Annotated in this window: 13 protein-coding genes; all 13 read left to right on the top strand. The window is 59.4% G+C overall.

Going from position 1 to position 15,299, the window contains the following annotated elements; genetic code table 11:
* Window positions 1-30 precede the first annotated feature (30 nt).
* The 13 genes from BF99_RS0118615 to nuoL all read left to right on the top strand — a co-directional run bounded on the left by BF99_RS0118615 (window position 31) and on the right by nuoL (window position 15,288).
* Window positions 31-2,811 (top strand): hypothetical protein, encoded by a 2,781-nt coding sequence (locus BF99_RS0118615; protein WP_156013479.1) that lies wholly within the window; start codon window positions 31-33, stop codon window positions 2,809-2,811.
* Between the two features lie 509 nt (window positions 2,812-3,320).
* Window positions 3,321-3,677, top strand: coding sequence for an NADH-quinone oxidoreductase subunit A (locus BF99_RS0118605; protein ID WP_025772338.1), 357 nt, complete (start codon window positions 3,321-3,323; stop codon window positions 3,675-3,677).
* A complete protein-coding gene (locus BF99_RS0118600) occupies window positions 3,668-4,144 on the top strand; it encodes a NuoB/complex I 20 kDa subunit family protein (protein ID WP_025772336.1) in 477 nt (158 codons plus the stop codon). Before BF99_RS0118605 ends, BF99_RS0118600 begins: the two co-directional genes overlap by 10 nt.
* Before the next feature lie 79 nt (window positions 4,145-4,223).
* Complete coding sequence (locus BF99_RS0118595) at window positions 4,224-5,030, top strand: NADH-quinone oxidoreductase subunit C (protein WP_051482983.1); 807 nt, start codon at window positions 4,224-4,226, stop codon at window positions 5,028-5,030.
* On the top strand, window positions 5,023-6,276 hold the full coding sequence (locus BF99_RS0118590; RefSeq protein ID WP_025772333.1) for an NADH-quinone oxidoreductase subunit D: 1,254 nt from the start codon (window positions 5,023-5,025) through the stop codon (window positions 6,274-6,276). Before BF99_RS0118595 ends, BF99_RS0118590 begins: the two co-directional genes overlap by 8 nt.
* 44 nt (window positions 6,277-6,320) lie before the next feature.
* Entirely contained in the window at window positions 6,321-6,821 is a 501-nt protein-coding gene (locus tag BF99_RS0118585; RefSeq protein ID WP_025772331.1) for an NADH-quinone oxidoreductase subunit NuoE family protein, read from the top strand.
* 47 nt (window positions 6,822-6,868) lie between these two features.
* Window positions 6,869-8,215 carry an NADH-quinone oxidoreductase subunit NuoF gene (nuoF, locus tag BF99_RS0118580; RefSeq protein WP_025772330.1) on the top strand — a complete coding sequence of 449 codons (1,347 nt, stop codon included), beginning with the start codon at window positions 6,869-6,871 and terminating at the stop codon, window positions 8,213-8,215.
* Between the two features lie 45 nt (window positions 8,216-8,260).
* The gene (gene nuoG / locus BF99_RS0118575; RefSeq protein WP_025772328.1) at window positions 8,261-10,738 is read left to right on the top strand and encodes an NADH-quinone oxidoreductase subunit NuoG; all 2,478 of its coding nucleotides are present in this window, start codon (window positions 8,261-8,263) and stop codon (window positions 10,736-10,738) included.
* Window positions 10,739-10,760: 22 nt separating this feature from the next.
* Window positions 10,761-11,822: an NADH-quinone oxidoreductase subunit NuoH gene (gene nuoH, locus BF99_RS0118570; RefSeq protein WP_025772326.1), complete on the top strand. Its 1,062-nt coding sequence runs from the start codon at window positions 10,761-10,763 to the stop codon at window positions 11,820-11,822.
* A 14-nt stretch (window positions 11,823-11,836) separates the two neighbouring features.
* The gene (gene nuoI, locus BF99_RS0118565) at window positions 11,837-12,325 is read left to right on the top strand and encodes an NADH-quinone oxidoreductase subunit NuoI (RefSeq protein WP_025772324.1); all 489 of its coding nucleotides are present in this window, start codon (window positions 11,837-11,839) and stop codon (window positions 12,323-12,325) included.
* A complete protein-coding gene (locus BF99_RS0118560) occupies window positions 12,325-12,954 on the top strand; it encodes an NADH-quinone oxidoreductase subunit J (RefSeq protein WP_081759355.1) in 630 nt (209 codons plus the stop codon). Before nuoI ends, BF99_RS0118560 begins: the two co-directional genes overlap by 1 nt.
* Window positions 12,951-13,256: an NADH-quinone oxidoreductase subunit NuoK gene (gene nuoK / locus BF99_RS0118555; protein WP_025772320.1), complete on the top strand. Its 306-nt coding sequence runs from the start codon at window positions 12,951-12,953 to the stop codon at window positions 13,254-13,256. Before BF99_RS0118560 ends, nuoK begins: the two co-directional genes overlap by 4 nt.
* 67 nt (window positions 13,257-13,323) lie before the next feature.
* Window positions 13,324-15,288 carry an NADH-quinone oxidoreductase subunit L gene (nuoL, locus tag BF99_RS0118550; protein WP_025772318.1) on the top strand — a complete coding sequence of 655 codons (1,965 nt, stop codon included), beginning with the start codon at window positions 13,324-13,326 and terminating at the stop codon, window positions 15,286-15,288.
* Window positions 15,289-15,299 lie beyond the last annotated feature (11 nt).

The following is a 15,299-nucleotide window of genomic DNA, read 5'->3' as shown; positions in this document are numbered from 1 at the left end:
TTGTCGGTGCAGCCGAGATCGGAGGTTAGGGTGAGCTTGGTCCAGCCGAGCAATGTGGATGTCACGGTCGATACCGACCCCGGCACTCCCGGCAATCAGACCGAGCTTCGTTTCACGGTTTCGAATTGGAATACATCGCAGGCGGTGCTCGTCCTTGCGGCCGAGGATCATGACACCGCCAATGACAGTGCGAGGGTGTCGCTGTCGGCCTCGGGAGGAGGCTATGCGGGGGTTGATGGCACGGTGGCCGTGGGGGTGAACGATCTCACGGTGATACCGGAGCCGGTCGTTCCGGTGGATCCTTATCCGAGCCCCCCGCGTGCTCCAAGCCCCCCGCCGGTCGTTCCGGGTGAGCCGAACGAGCCGAACGAGCCGAATGAACCGGGTCCCGTCGCCGGAGCGGGGTTGACCTTCGAGGGGGTGCCGCTGGAAGTCGAGGAGGGAAGGGAGCGCCGCTTCCGAGTGAGCCTTTCGGTCAGGCCAAAAGGCGAGGTGAGTCTGGTTGTGGGGATATTGGATAACCCCGATATCGCGATCACCCCATCCGGATTGACATTCGGACCATCGAATTGGGAGGTGATGCAAGAGGTCGTCGTCTCCGCCGCCGAGGATGACGATGCCTTCGACGAGAGTGCGGTGATCCCGGTGTCGGCTTCGGGCGGAGGGTATGAGGGCGTCAAGGAAGAGGTGGGCATGTCGATCATCGATAACGATGAGGCGGCGCTTGTGTTGATGGAAGTGCCGTTGGAGATCAGGGAGGGGGGAGTCGGTCGTTTCAGAATGAATCTGGCGACGCGTCCGAGCGGGGATGTGGAAATCGTCTTCGCTCAGGAGCGGGCGGCCTTGCTATCGAGCGCTGATCGATTGCGGAGGTCGCCAGGATTGCCGAGGCCGGTATTCACCCCCGAGAACTGGAATCAGCCGCAGGAAGTGCTCTTCATGGCATTGGATGATGCTGACGGTGCGGATGAGGAATCTCGTTTATATCTATCGGCGTCCGGGGGAGGCTACGACGGTGTAAGAGGGCAGGTACCGATATCGATCAGAGACGATGACACTCGGGGTCTGGTTCTCGATCGCGGATCGATGGAATTGGCCGAGGGGGAGAGCGGGTATTTCCGAGTGAGGCCGGCGACGCGCCCGACGCGCGCGGTGACGTTGACGGTGCAGGTATTGAGTGGAGCCGATCTCGAAGTGGATACGGATCCGGTTGCCCGGGGCAGGCAAAGCACGATGGTCATCGAGCCTGCGGATTGGAACGAGATGCGCGAGGTGAGGGTGGAGGCCCTGCGAGATGCGAACGATGACGACGAGCGCGCCGAGATCTTGGTGCAGGCCTCGGGAGGGGATTACGAGGGGGTGAAGGATCGGATCGGTGTGACGGTGCGCGATGCCGGGAAAGGCTCGGCGTGGCTGACGCGATTTGCAAGGACGGTGGGATCGCAGGCGATCGAGGGGATCGAGTCTCGGATGGATAGCGCTCGACGAAGGGATGCGGGGGTGTCGGCGAGGGTGGCCGGTCGCGAGATCGAAGGCGGGGAGGTCTCGATGGAGAGCCTCGATAAGATGAGGAGGGAGGATTCGGACGAGGATCGAGAAGACGACTTCGAGCGCGAGCGGACGATGACCCTGAGCGATGCGCTATCGAGCGGAACCTCGTTCAATATCACCCAAGGCACCGAAGCGGGCGGGGGCGTGTCGTTATGGGGGGAGATTCAAGCATCGGGATACGAAGGACGCACGGTCGGATCCGCGGTGGACGGGAAGGTGAACACCGGGATGCTGGGGGTGGATTACGCGCAAGGGGATTGGATGGTGGGCTTGGTGGGGATGCATAGCGAGGGCGAGGGCGATCTGCTCGAGGAGGGTGGGTCGACGGGCAAGGAAGCGAGTCTGACGACGATGATTCCGTGGGTTGCGATGGATCTCGAAGGGGGGATGCGCTTGCGCGGTGCGGTCGGCTATGGAAGCGGAGAGATGAGACTGAATCGATCGGATGGCTCCGCTGCCGAGGGGTCGCTGGGTTGGGGGATGATGAACTTCGGCGTCAGAAACGATCTGATCGGGTTGCCGGAAGAGGAGTTCGGCCTTGCGTATACGACGGATTTCCTGTGGACGGATATCCGTACGGACGAGGTGGGTGGATGGGGAGAGATCGAGGGCGAGACAAGACGGATTCGCGCCGGAATCGAGGGATCGATGATGCAAAGGAGCGAAGCGGGAGCCCGCTTCTCGCAAAAGCTGGAAGCCGGGATCCGTCACGACAGCGGTGATGCCGAGCGGGGATGGGGAGTGGATGTGGGGGGAGGATTGTTCTTCGATGCGCGCTCGACCGGATTGGAACTCTCGCTCAAAGGAAGGACGTTGGTGCATCACCAAGAGGAAGCGGTGCGCGATTGGGGGATATCGGCAACGCTGCAATGGGATGGCGATCCCGCATCGAGCCGAGGATTCTTCGTCAGTCTCGGCAACGAACGAGGCGGTGCGCAAGCGGAAGGGGGATTGGATGCGCTGTTCTCGGACGATGCCTTTGCGGGGCTGTCATCGAGCTTTGGTTCCTCGAACGCCCCTCGTTGGAATACGAAGTTGGCCTACGGAATAGGGTTGGGAGGCGGTCGCACCGGCTCGCCTTATGTGGAATTCGCAAGCGCCGAGAACGAGCGTCGGGGTCGTTTGGGCTATCGTTTCGAGAGCGAGTCGAAGCGAGTGTGGTTGGATTGGCTGGATTGGGATATTTATATCACGGGGGAAAGCGGCGACTTCGCCGATGGTTGGGATATGGGCGTGGGTACGGTGATCACGATCAAATAGACGATCCGCTAGACGATCCGCGTCGATCGGCATCGCTTGGGAGATTGCGAAGGGCGAGCAAGCGGGGGATCGATGATTTGCGAGTCCCGCAACGAGACGAGATCGGGTGATCGCTCGCCGCCGCCGGCGGAGCTCGATCGGCTCGTTATGGCTTCGGTACGCCAAGTCTCGAAATCGATCCTCTTTGTTGAAGCGGACAGCGGGTGATCCCCGGATGAAAATGCTACCTCGATAGGGGCAACCCCATCGGGAAGCACCGACTCGATAACGGCATTCGGATCCGGCGTTCAAGACCGATTTTCGAAAGAACCGCCGTCTTTCGGAGTCCATCGAGGGCATTTCGATATCATCGGCGAGCAAAACGAGCGAAAAGCGATCGAAAAGCGATCGAAAAAGGCAAGAGATCGTCCGACAACAAGATCATTTTGGGTGATTCTCTCTTACAATTCGCAATCGAGAGCATCAACGAAAGACGAACGACGAGGCGATTCCTCCGGGGCGAATATTCGATGTTGGAAAACTACTTTCCGATTCTTCTTTTTCTCATTGTCGGGGCGGTGCTCGGCGGGGCGATGTTGGCCGCCGGAGCGGTGCTCGGGCCTCGCCGCCCGGATGCCGACAAACTCTCTCCTTATGAATGCGGCTTCGAGGCTTTCGAGGATTCGCGCATGAAGTTCGATGTGCGCTACTACTTGGTCGCGATCCTCTTCATCATCTTCGATCTGGAAATCGCCTTTCTCTTTCCGTGGGCCGTGGTGCTCGATGAAATCGGTATCGTGGGCTTCGGGGCGATGATGATCTTTCTTGCGATCCTCGTGGTGGGCTTCATCTACGAGTGGAAAAAGGGTGCGCTCGAATGGGAATAGAAGGCTATATCGAGCAGGGATTCGTCACGACCACCGCCGACAAGTTGATCAACTGGGCCCGGACCGGCTCCTTGTGGCCGATGTCCTTCGGCTTGGCTTGCTGTGCGGTGGAGATGATGCATGCGGGAGCCGCTCGTTACGATCTGGATCGTTTCGGTACGGTTTTTCGGCCGAGCCCGAGGCAATCGGATGTGATGATCGTTGCCGGAACGTTGGTCAACAAGATGGCTCCGGCTTTGCGCAAGGTCTACGATCAAATGCCCGAGCCGCGCTGGGTGATCTCGATGGGCTCGTGCGCCAACGGCGGCGGCTACTACCACTACTCTTACTCCGTGGTTCGAGGTTGCGACCGCATCGTCCCCGTCGATATCTACGTTCCGGGTTGTCCGCCGACGGCGGAGGCGCTGCTTTACGGGATCATTCGCCTGCACGATAAAATTCGGCGCGAGCACACCATCGCTCGCTAGCCGATCCGCCGCCCCCTTCGCTTCCATCCTCATCGACTCCATCGAATCGAAAACCGCCGCGATGTCCGAAGCCCGTCTCATGACGCTTGTACGCGACCGATTGGGAGATGCGGTCGATGCGTGTTTGTCTCCGGCCGGGGGGATCACCGTCACCGTGGCCCCGGATCGGCTCTTGTCCCTTTGTCGAGCGCTGCGCGACGAAGACGATTTTCGCTTCACGCAACTGATCGATCTATGTGGTATCGACTATCTGGAATACGGTCAAGCGGATTGGCGAACGAGCGATATCGCCACCGCCCAAGGCTTTTCCCGCGCGGTGCGTCCCCGGGAGAGGGTTTTCGGTTTGGATGACGACGACGAGACGAACGATGCCTTGCAAGGAGGCTCGCCGCCGAGCGACGCCGGGGAGGGGGATGATGGACCCGGCCTTCTCGATTCTCGCAACCACGATTTTCGCAACGCAGGCGATCCTCGTTCGGGTTCGCGCTTTGCGGTCATCTACCATCTTCTTTCGTGCGAACGCAACCAGCGGATCCGGTTGCGCACCGCAGGCGAGGGAGATCCGCCGGTGATCCCTTCGGTGCGCGAGATCTGGCCCGTTGCCGATTGGTATGAACGCGAGGCCTTCGATCTCTTCGGCATTCTTTTCGACGGACATCCCGATTTGCGGCGCATCCTGACCGATTACGGTTTCGTCGGCCACCCTTTCCGCAAGGATTTTCCCTTGATCGGGGAGGTCGAGATGCGCTATGACCCGACGCGGCGTCGGGTGATCTACGAGCCGGTATCGATCACCCCGAGAACTCTGGTGCCGAAGGTGATCCGAAAGACCCCCACCGCCGGCGAGTCCGGCCCATCGCTCGATAGCGCCTCCGACGATGCCTGAGATCCAGAATTTCACGCTCAATTTCGGCCCCCAGCATCCGGCGGCGCACGGAGTGCTGCGCTTGGTGCTGGAGATGGACGGTGAGATCATCGAGCGGGCGGATCCGCATATCGGATTGCTGCATCGGGCGACGGAAAAACTCGCCGAGAGCAAGCCCTATAACCAAAGCATCGGTTATATGGACCGGTTGGATTATGTATCGATGATGTGCAACGAACACGGCTATGTGCTCGCCATCGAGAAACTTCTGGGGGTCAAGCCGCCTTTGCGGGCGCAATATATCCGGGTGATGTTCGATGAGATCACCCGCATCCTCAACCATCTGATGTGGCTCGGCGCCCATGGTCTCGATATCGGGGCGATGACCGTCTTCCTCTACTGCTTTCGCGAGCGAGAGGATCTGATGGATTGCTACGAGGCGGTTTCGGGTGCGAGGATGCATGCCACTTACTATCGTCCCGGCGGGATCTATCGCGATCTACCGGAGGCGATGCCCCTCCATCTACCGGCGCCGGGGCGAAGCGAAAGCGATATCAAGCGCCTCAACGCCGCTCGTCAAGGTTCGCTGCTCGATTTCATCGAATCCTTTACCGAACGCTTCCCCCGCTGCGTCGACGAATACGAAACCCTCCTGACCGACAACCGTATATGGAAGCAGCGGACGGTGGGTATCGGGAGCGTTTCCCCCGATCGTGCCTTGGCCTTGGGGTTCACCGGCCCGATGCTGCGCGGATCCGGTGTCGAATGGGATCTGCGCAAGAAACAGCCTTATGAGGTCTACGATCGGATCGATTTCGATATCCCGGTGGGAGTCAACGGTGATTGCTACGATCGATATCTCGTGCGCATCGAGGAAATGCGCCAGTCCAATCGCATCATTCGCCAATGCGTCGATTGGCTGCGAGACAATCCGGGCCCGGTGATGCTCGATGATCGCAAATTGGCCGCTCCTGCGCGCACCGAGATGAAAGAGGATATGGAGTCCTTGATCCACCACTTCAAACTCTTCACCGAGGGCTATTGCACCCCTGCGGGCGAGGCCTACGCCGCGGTCGAGCATCCCAAAGGGGAGTTCGGCGTCTATCTCGTTTCCGACGGAGCCAACAAGCCCTATCGGCTCAAGGTGCGAGCCCCGGGTTTTGCGCATCTTTCGGCGATCGACGAAATGGTCAAAGGACACATGCTTGCGGATGTGGTGGCGATCATCGGCACGATGGATATCGTCTTCGGAGAGATCGACCGCTGATGCCTCAGTCCCCGAATATCGCAACGCTGAGTGTTTCGCAGCCGATGAGCCCGCAAGAGGCTCGGCAGGTCTTGAGCGATCACACTCGAAAGAGCATCGACGAGTGGTGCGAGCGCTATCCGCCGGATCAGCGCCGCTCGGCCCTGCTGGCGGCATTGCGCGAGGCCCAGCATCAAAATCACGGGCACCTGACCCAAGAGTTGATGAACGCGGTGGCCGCCTATCTCGATCTGCCGGTGATCTGGGTGTACGAGGCCGCAAGTTTCTATTCGATGTTCGAGACCCGGCCGGTCGGTCGCCACAGCATCTCGGTGTGCACGAATATCTCTTGCATGCTACGAGGCAGCGACGAAATCCTCGCCCATATCGAAAAGCGATTGGGGATCGAACTCGGCGAAAGCAGCGCTGACGGAAAGTTCTATCTCAAACCCGAGGAGGAATGCCTCGCCGCCTGCTGCGGTGCGCCGATGATGATGGTGGATCATGTCTATCACGAGAATCTGACGCCCGCCAAGGTGGACGAGATCCTCGACGCCTTGGACTGAAAAGGCTTTCATAAAGCCTGCTTGCCGCGGAAAGAAAATCGACAGCCATGACCTCTTCGAATTCGAATCCGACTGCGAATCCGACCCCGCCCGAGATCGAGCACCTCAACTCGGTGTGCTACGCCACATCGGGATTGGAGCGCCCTTGGAGCATCGAAAGCTACGAGAAGATCGGCGGCTACGAGGCTTGGCGGCGCATCCTGAAAGAGAAGATCCCGCCGCAGGCCATCGTCGACGAGGTGAAAAAATCCGGTCTGCGGGGGCGGGGCGGGGCGGGGTTTCCCGCCGGGGTCAAGTGGAGCTTCATGCCCAAAGATGCCTCGATCCAAAAATACGCGGTTTGCAATTCGGACGAAAGCGAGCCCGGGACTTGCAAGGATCGCGATATCCTACGCTTCAACCCTCATGCCTTGGTCGAGGGCATGGCGATCGGCGGGTATGCGATGGGGGCGACGGTCGGCTACAACTACATGCGGGGCGAGTTCATGGACGAGCCCTTCATGCGTTTCGAGCAAGCCCTTCGCTCCGCTTACCAAGCGGGGTTGCTCGGCCGTAACATTCTTTCGAGCGGGGTGGATTTCGATCTTTACGGCACCTTGGGCGCCGGGGCCTATATCTGCGGCGAGGAAACCGCCCTGATCGAATCGTTGGAGGGCAAGAAGGGGCAGCCGAGATTCAAGCCTCCCTTTCCCGCCCAATACGGACTCTACGGTCGGCCGACCACCATCAACAACACCGAGACCTACGCCTCGGTCCCTTCGATCATGCGTCGGGGCGGGGATTGGTTCATGGGACTCGGGCGACCGAACAACGGCGGCGTCAAATGCTTTTCCGTTTCCGGGCATGTCAATCGCCCGGGGAATTTCGAGGTCCCCTTGGGCACCCCCTTTCGCGATCTGCTGGCGTTGGCCGGAGGGGTGCGCAAGGGAAGGGCGCTCAAAGCGGTGATCCCCGGGGGCTCCTCCGTTCCTCCGCTGCCCGGCGATATCATGATGGAAGTCGATATGGATTACGACTCCATCCAAAAGGCGGGCTCGATGCTCGGCTCCGGGGCGGTGGTGGTGATGGATGAAACCGCCTCGATGGTGAGCATGCTGCGCCGGATCTCCCGTTTTTATTACGCCGAATCCTGCGGGCAGTGCACCCCCTGCCGAGAAGGAACCGGCTGGCTCTATCGGGTGCTATGCCGTATCGAGCGGGGCGAGGCCCGACAAGATGAGCTCGATCTGCTCCTCGATGTCGCCAACAATATCGAGGGTCGAACGATCTGCGCCTTGGGCGATGCCGCCGCTTGGCCGGTACAGGGTTTCTTGCGCTATTTCCGCAGCGAATTCCAATACCACATCGACCACGGTAGGCATCCACCCGAGGTCTCGATGGGCGCAGCGGCCTGAAACACCGGCCTCGAACCGGATCTTTATGCCAAGGCATCGAATCTGATGAGCACCGACAGCGACAACACTCTCAATATCGAGATCGACGGACGCGCCTGTACCGCCCGCAAAGGTCAGATGCTGATCGAGGTGGCGGATGCCAACGCCATCCCGATCCCGCGTTTTTGCTATCACCGCAAGTTGACCGTCGCCGCCAATTGCCGGATGTGTCTGGTGGAAGTCGAGAAGGCGCCCAAGGCGTTGCCGGCTTGCGCCACCCCGGTGGCCGAGGGCATGAGGGTTTTCACCCGCTCGAAGGCCGCTCGCAATGCCCAAAAATCGGTGATGGAGTTCTTGCTCATCAATCATCCGCTCGATTGTCCGATCTGCGATCAGGGAGGGGAGTGCGAGCTGCAAGATCTGGCGATGGGCTACGGACGCGATATCTCCCGCTTCAACGAGCGCAAGCGGGTGGTGGTCGACAAGAATCTGGGGCCCTTGATCGCCACCGACATGACCCGTTGCATTCACTGCACGCGCTGCGTTCGCTTCGGGGAGGAGATCGCCGGAATGCCGGAGCTCGGGGTTACCGGTCGAGGCGAGGCGATGGAGATCGGGACCTTCATCGAAAACGGCATCGACAACGAGCTCTCGGGCAATGTGATCGATCTTTGTCCGGTCGGGGCCCTGACTTCCAAACCCTTTCGCTTTAGCGCCCGATCGTGGGAGATGGCGCAGCACGACGGTATCGCTCCCCACGACCCCATCGGATCGAATATCCACTTGCATGTGCGCCGAGGGCAGGTGATGCGGGTGCTTCCCAAGGCCAACGAGTCGATCAACGAGGTCTGGATCTCGGATCGGGATCGTTTCGGATACGAGGGGCTTCGTAGTGACGATCGGGTGCTTGCCCCGATGCTGCGCGATGCGGATGGCTGGCGCGAGGCCCCTTGGGAGGAGGCCTTGGATGCGGTGGTCGCCGGCATGTCCGGGGGCGAGGATTCGGCCGGGGACTTGAGCGGCAAGATCGCGGCGCTTGCTTCCCCTTCGAGCACTTTGGAAGAACTCTTTCTTTTTCAGCGATTGCTTCGAGGGCTCGGTAGCCCCAATATCGATCATCGTCTGCGGCAGCACGATTTCTCGGATCAGGAGCAAGCCCCGAGCTACCCGACCCTCGGGCTGGGGATCGACGATATCGAAGGGCTCGATGCCGCATTCCTGGTAGGTTCCATCACCCGCAAGGAACATCCGCTGATCAACCATCGTCTGCGCAAGGCGAGTCTGCGAGGGGCGGCGATTTCCTATCTCGACACCGCGGATCATCCGCTCAATCTGGCGGCGAGCGAGCGGATTGTCGTGCCCCCGTCGGCGCTGCTCTCGGGGCTTGTCGAGGTTGCGGGAGCGGCGGCCCGAATCGCCGGGGGCGATCTCGAAGCGCTTCGTCCTTTGCTCGAAGGAGCGGGGACGGCTCTCGGCGATAAAAAAGCGCACGTCGAGGAAAAAGCGCAAGCCATTGCCCGCGCGCTGATCGAAGCCGAGCGAGGGGCGATCTTGATCGGACCCCAAGCCCTCGGGCATCGACAAGCGGCCGCCTTGCGCGGGATTGCCGCCCATCTTGCGCAGTTGACGGGATCGACCCTGGGCACCTTGGACGAGGGTGCGAATGCCGCCGGAGCGTGGATCGCCGGGGCGGTTCCGCACCGCGGACCGCAAGGAACGAAGCCGGCGCAACCGGGGCTCGATGCGTTGTCGATGCTGCACTCGGATGCCGATCGCTGGTTCTTGTTGGGGGTCGAACCGGAGCTTGATTGCGCGCAAGGGGCGAAAGCCAAGGCGAAACTCGAAGGGTCGCGCTTCGTCGTCGCTTTGAGCGCTTTTCGATCTCAGGCGATGCTCGAATATGCCCATGTCATCTTACCGATCGCCACTTTCGCGGAAACCGGCGGCACTTTCGTCAATATGACGGGGACTTGGCAATCCTTCAAGGCTGCAGCGCTCGCTCCGGGGGAGAGTCGCCCGGCTTGGCGGATCTTGCGGGTGTTGGGCAATCGATTCGATCTGGAGGGTTTCGATCAAAGGAGCCTCGAAGACGTACGCTTAGATATCGGTCCGCCGCAGCCGGCGAGCGCAGATGGTTGGCGGTTGCCGCCGATCTCGGCGGTTGCCGGCGATGAGCCCACGAAGGGCGATTCATCGAAAAACTCGAAAAAAGATGTGTGCAAAGTCGAGCGTATCGCTCCGGTGCCGATCCACGCCGTGGATTCCTTGGTGCGCCGTTCCGCCCCCTTGCAAGCCACCGACGATGCCTTGCGCGCCGGTGCCGGGGTTGCGTTGAATCCCGCCACCATCGAGCGCTTTTCTTTGGCGGCGGGGGCTTCGGTGCGGGTACGGCATGACAAGACCGGCGACGAGATCGAGATCGATCTGGTTGCCGATGAGAGCGTTCCCGAGGGCTGCGCCTATCTACCGAGCGCAATACCTTCGAGCGCGGCCATCGATGCCGACGGCGGGTCCCTCGTCATCGAGCGAAGCGCCGGGAAATAATAGAAGCGGAAAATACGAAACGATGTCCGATCTTCTCATCAACCTGTTCGGATGGCTCCCGGCGAATCTCTTTTTGCTGGTGGAGACATTGCTGAAAATCGCTTTGCTTCTCGTTCCCTTGCTGATCACGGTGGCTTGGTATACCTACGCCGAGCGCAAGGTGATCGGCTATATGCAGGTGCGCATCGGGCCGAATCGGGTCGGTCCCAAAGGCTGGCTGCAGCCCATTGCGGATGCGGTCAAGCTGATGTTCAAGGAGTTGATCGTTCCCGCTCGCGCCAATCGCTTCCTCTTCCTGATCGCTCCGGTGATCTCCTTGACCTGCGCCCTTGCGGCGTGGGCGGTGGTTCCTTTTTCCGATTTTCTGGTGATCTCCGACATCAACGCCGGGCTGCTCTATATCTTGGCCATGACTTCCTTGGGGGTCTATGGCGTGATCATCGCCGGCTGGGCTTCGAACTCGAAATATGCATTGTTGGGGGCGATGCGCTGCGCCGCTCAGATCGTCGCCTACGAGATCGCCATGGGTTTCGCTTTGGTCGTGGTGTTGATGGCCGCCGGCAGCCTCAATCTGCGCGAGATCGTGGCCGCCCAAGAGGGGGGCATCGTCAACTGGTTCTGGTTGCCGCTGTTGCCGATGTTTCTCGTCTACATGATCTCGGGCATCGCCGAGACCAATCGGGCGCCTTTCGATGTCGCCGAGGGCGAATCGGAAATCGTGGCCGGATTTCATGTCGAGTATTCGGGCATGGCGTTTTCGGTATTTTTCCTCGCCGAGTACGCCAATATGATTCTGATCAGCGCCTTGACGGTGCTGATGTTTCTCGGGGGTTGGCTCTCTCCCTTTCCCTTGGCTGCGGGGCTGCCGCTGATCGGCGGACTGTTCGAGCCCGGGGTGCATTGGTTCATCTTCAAGACCGTTTTCTTCATGTTTCTCTTCTTGTGGTTGCGCGCCACTTTCCCGAGGTATCGCTACGATCAGATCATGCGTTTGGGGTGGAAGGTGTTCATTCCCTTGACGGTGGTGTGGATCGCGGTCACCGGCATCGCGATCATGATCGGCTTGCCCCCGTGGTTCGACTAGGCTCGATAAACGTCATGGAAACGATTCGGCAATACGTCAAAAGTCTGCTGCTGCTGGAAATGCTCAAAGGGCTGCGCCTGACCTTCGTCTACATGACGAAGAGAAAATTCACGGTGCAATATCCGGAGCAAAAGACCCCGAAATCCCCACGCTTTCGCGGCTTGCATGCGCTTAGGCGCTACCCGAACGGGGAAGAGCGCTGCATCGCCTGCAAGCTCTGCGAGGCGGTCTGTCCGGCCTTGGCGATCACCATCGATTCGGAAAAGCGCGCCGACGGAAGCCGTCGCACCACTCGCTACGATATCGATCTTTTCAAATGCATTTTCTGCGGATTTTGCGAAGAATCCTGTCCCGTCGATTCGATCGTGGAAACGCGGGTGCACGAATACCATTTCGAAAAGCGCGGCGAGAACATCATGACCAAGGATAAGTTGCTGGCCTTGGGCGACTCGCTCGAATCGGAGATCGCAGAGGATCGCCTTGCCGATTCTCTCTACCGTTGATGTTCATCTCCTTCGTTTTCTATACCCTTGCCGCCGTGCTCGTCGCCTCGGCGATCATGGTGATCAGCGCCCGCAATCCGGTGCATTGCGCTCTCTTTTTGGTGATGGCGTTTTTCAGCAGCGCCGGTATCTGGCTCCTTTTGGAGGCGGAATTCCTCGCCATCGTCCTCGTGCTGGTCTATGTCGGCGCGGTGATGGTGCTCTTCCTCTTCGTGGTGATGATGTTGGATATCAACCTCGCTCCCTTGCGCGAGGGCTTCGCTCGCTATCTGCCGATCGGGGCCTTGGTGGCCGCGGTGGTGGTGATCGAGATCGTACTGGTGATCGGGGCATCCGATATCGACTTGCCCGCGGTAGGCGATATCGTCTATCGCGATGCCGATTACAGCAATACCAAGGAACTCGGAACGCTGCTCTATACCGTTCATCTCTATGCTTTCGAGCTCGCCGCCGCCATCCTCTTGGTGGCGATCGTGGCCGCGATCGCTTTGACCATGCGTCGGCGCAGCGGTACCAAGAGCCAAGATCCATCGCGCCAAGTTGCGGTCAAGCGCGAAGATCGCATTCGTATCGTATCCATGCCATCGTCTTCGGATCCAGAACATGAATCGAGCGAGCGGCGCCGATGATTCCTCTATCTCACTTTTTGATACTCGGTGCGATCCTCTTTTGTCTTAGCGTTGCCGGTATCTTTCTCAATCGCAAGAACGTGATCATCTTGTTGATGTCGATCGAGTTGATGCTGCTCTCGGTCAATCTCAATTTCGTCGCTTTCTCTCGTTTTCTCGATGATATGACGGGGCAGATCTTCGTCTTTTTCATCCTGACCGTGGCCGCCGCCGAGGCCGCCATCGGATTGGCCATCCTCATCGTTCTCTTCCGCAGCCGTCGGACCATCAATGTTGCGGATATCGACCAAGCCCGGGGTTGACGTTCCGAAGGGACCGGATCGGCGACCTTTGCATCGAAGCTGTAAAAAAATACAAGGACAGCGGTAGATGATCCAAGTCACTTTGTGGGCGGTGCTCGCTCCTTTGATCGGAGCGGTGATCGCAGGGATCGGCGGGCGCGCGATCGGTCGAGTCGGGGCTCACCGGGTGACGATCGTCTTGGTGGCGATCTCCACGATCCTCTCGATCATCGCTTGGTATCGCATCGTGGTCGCAGGTCACCCGCCGATCGATCACACCCTCTATCTTTGGGGGGTGGTCGGCGATCTGGAAATACCGATAGGATTTTTGATCGACGAGTTGAGCGTGACGATGATGGTGATCGTCACCAGCGTATCGTTGATGGTGCATATCTACACCATCGGCTATATGAAAGACGATCCCGGCTATCAGAGGTTTTTCAGCTATATATCGTTGTTCACTTTCGCGATGCTGACGCTGGTGATGTCGAATAACTTCATCCAGCTCTTTTTCGGCTGGGAGGCGGTGGGAGTCGTTTCCTATCTCTTGATCGGTTTTTGGTTCGATCGGGAATCGGCGATTCGCGCGAATTTGAAGGCGTTTTTGGTCAATCGGGTCGGGGATTTCGGGTTTTTGCTCGGCATTGCCTGTTTGCTCGCCTTCACCGGCTCGCTGCGCTACGACGAAGTCTTCGCCATGGCTCCCGCCCTCCAGGGCCAAACGATATCCTTGCCGTTGACGGGCGGTGCCGAGTGGTCGGTGTTGACGGTGGCTTGTTTATGTCTGTTCATCGGGGCCATGGGCAAGTCCGCGCAATTCCCGCTCCATGTCTGGCTGCCGGATTCGATGGAGGGCCCCACTCCGATCTCGGCTTTGATCCACGCGGCAACGATGGTGACCGCCGGTATTTTCATGGTCGCCAGGATGTCCCCGCTCTTCGAACTCTCCGAAACCGCATTGAGCACGATGTTGATCATCGGAGCCATCACCGCTTTGTTCATGGGGCTGCTCGGGTTGGTGCAACACGATATCAAGCGGGTGGTTGCCTACTCCACCTTATCCCAGCTCGGCTATATGACCACCGGATTGGGAGCGTCGGCTTATGCCGCGAGCATCTTTCATCTGGGCACCCATGCCTTTTTCAAGGCGCTGCTTTTTCTCGGGGCGGGTTCGGTCATCATCGCCATGCACCACGAGCAGGATATGCGACGCATGGGCGGACTCAAACGCTATATGCCGATCACTTGGATCACGGCCCTTATCGGCACCCTCGCCTTGATCGGCACCCCCGGGTTCGCCGGATTCTTTTCCAAGGAATCCTTGATCGAAGCCGTTCATCATTCGCAGTTGCCGGGGAGCACCTTTGCGTGGGTCTGTATCCTGGCGGGGGTCTTCGTCACCGCGCTTTATAGTTTCAGGATGTATTTCCTCGTCTTCCACGGCAAGGAGCGCATGGACGAACATACCCGTTCTCATCTGCGCGAGAGTCCGGCGGTGGTGACCATCCCCTTGATCTTCCTCGCCATCGCCTCGCTTTTAGCGGGAGGGTTGTTCGCCGAATCGATTCTTTACGGTACTTTTTTCGGGCAGAGCATGATGGTGATGCCCGAGCACGATGTCTTGGGGGAGATGGCCCCGGCTTGGGGCGGGGCGGGGGCGATGATGCTGCATTCTTTCGTCACCGCTCCTTTTTGGCTGGCCGTTCTCGGGGTCGTCGTCGCTTGGTATTTATGGCTGCATCGCCCCGATCTTCCGGCTCGCATCGCCGCTCGATTCTCCTCGCTTCATAACCTGTTGATCCATAAATACCACTTCGACGATCTCTATGAAAATATCCTGACGGCTCTCGGAAGGAGGATCGGATCCGGATTGTGGCGGGTCGGGGATATGCGGTTGATCGACGGATTGCTCGTCAACGGCAGTGCCTTTTCAGTTGGCCGGCTTGCCAAAGTGATCCGCAAGATCCAAAGCGGTTTTCTCTACCATTACGCTTTTGCCATGATCATCGGCCTTGTGCTGTTGGTCTCGTTCTTCGTGATCGTTCGTCTTTGATCGAATAGCGC

It is taken from the genome of Thioalkalivibrio sp. HK1 (assembly GCA_000583135.1).
GTDB lineage: Bacteria > Pseudomonadota > Gammaproteobacteria > HK1 > HK1 > HK1.
The sequence above is the reverse complement of the archived record's forward strand: the minus strand, read 5'-3'. Positions and strand labels throughout refer to the sequence as shown.

Excerpts from the sequence above, each read along its gene's own strand:
- BF99_RS0118605 (WP_025772338.1), top strand. The coding sequence starts at position 3,321 with ATGTTGGAAAACTACTTTCCGATTCTTCTTTTTCTCATTGTCGGGGCG.
- BF99_RS0118595 (WP_051482983.1), top strand. The coding sequence starts at position 4,224 with ATGACGCTTGTACGCGACCGATTGGGAGATGCGGTCGATGCGTGTTTG.
- nuoI (WP_025772324.1), top strand. The coding sequence starts at position 11,837 with ATGGAAACGATTCGGCAATACGTCAAAAGTCTGCTGCTGCTGGAAATG.
- BF99_RS0118585 (WP_025772331.1), top strand. The coding sequence starts at position 6,321 with ATGAGCCCGCAAGAGGCTCGGCAGGTCTTGAGCGATCACACTCGAAAG.
- nuoF (WP_025772330.1), top strand. The coding sequence starts at position 6,869 with ATGACCTCTTCGAATTCGAATCCGACTGCGAATCCGACCCCGCCCGAG.
- nuoG (WP_025772328.1), top strand. The coding sequence starts at position 8,261 with ATGAGCACCGACAGCGACAACACTCTCAATATCGAGATCGACGGACGC.
- BF99_RS0118560 (WP_081759355.1), top strand. The coding sequence starts at position 12,325 with ATGTTCATCTCCTTCGTTTTCTATACCCTTGCCGCCGTGCTCGTCGCC.
- nuoL (WP_025772318.1), top strand. The coding sequence starts at position 13,324 with ATGATCCAAGTCACTTTGTGGGCGGTGCTCGCTCCTTTGATCGGAGCG.
- BF99_RS0118600 (WP_025772336.1), top strand. The coding sequence starts at position 3,668 with ATGGGAATAGAAGGCTATATCGAGCAGGGATTCGTCACGACCACCGCC.
- nuoH (WP_025772326.1), top strand. The coding sequence starts at position 10,761 with ATGTCCGATCTTCTCATCAACCTGTTCGGATGGCTCCCGGCGAATCTC.
- nuoK (WP_025772320.1), top strand. The coding sequence starts at position 12,951 with ATGATTCCTCTATCTCACTTTTTGATACTCGGTGCGATCCTCTTTTGT.
- BF99_RS0118590 (WP_025772333.1), top strand. The coding sequence starts at position 5,023 with ATGCCTGAGATCCAGAATTTCACGCTCAATTTCGGCCCCCAGCATCCG.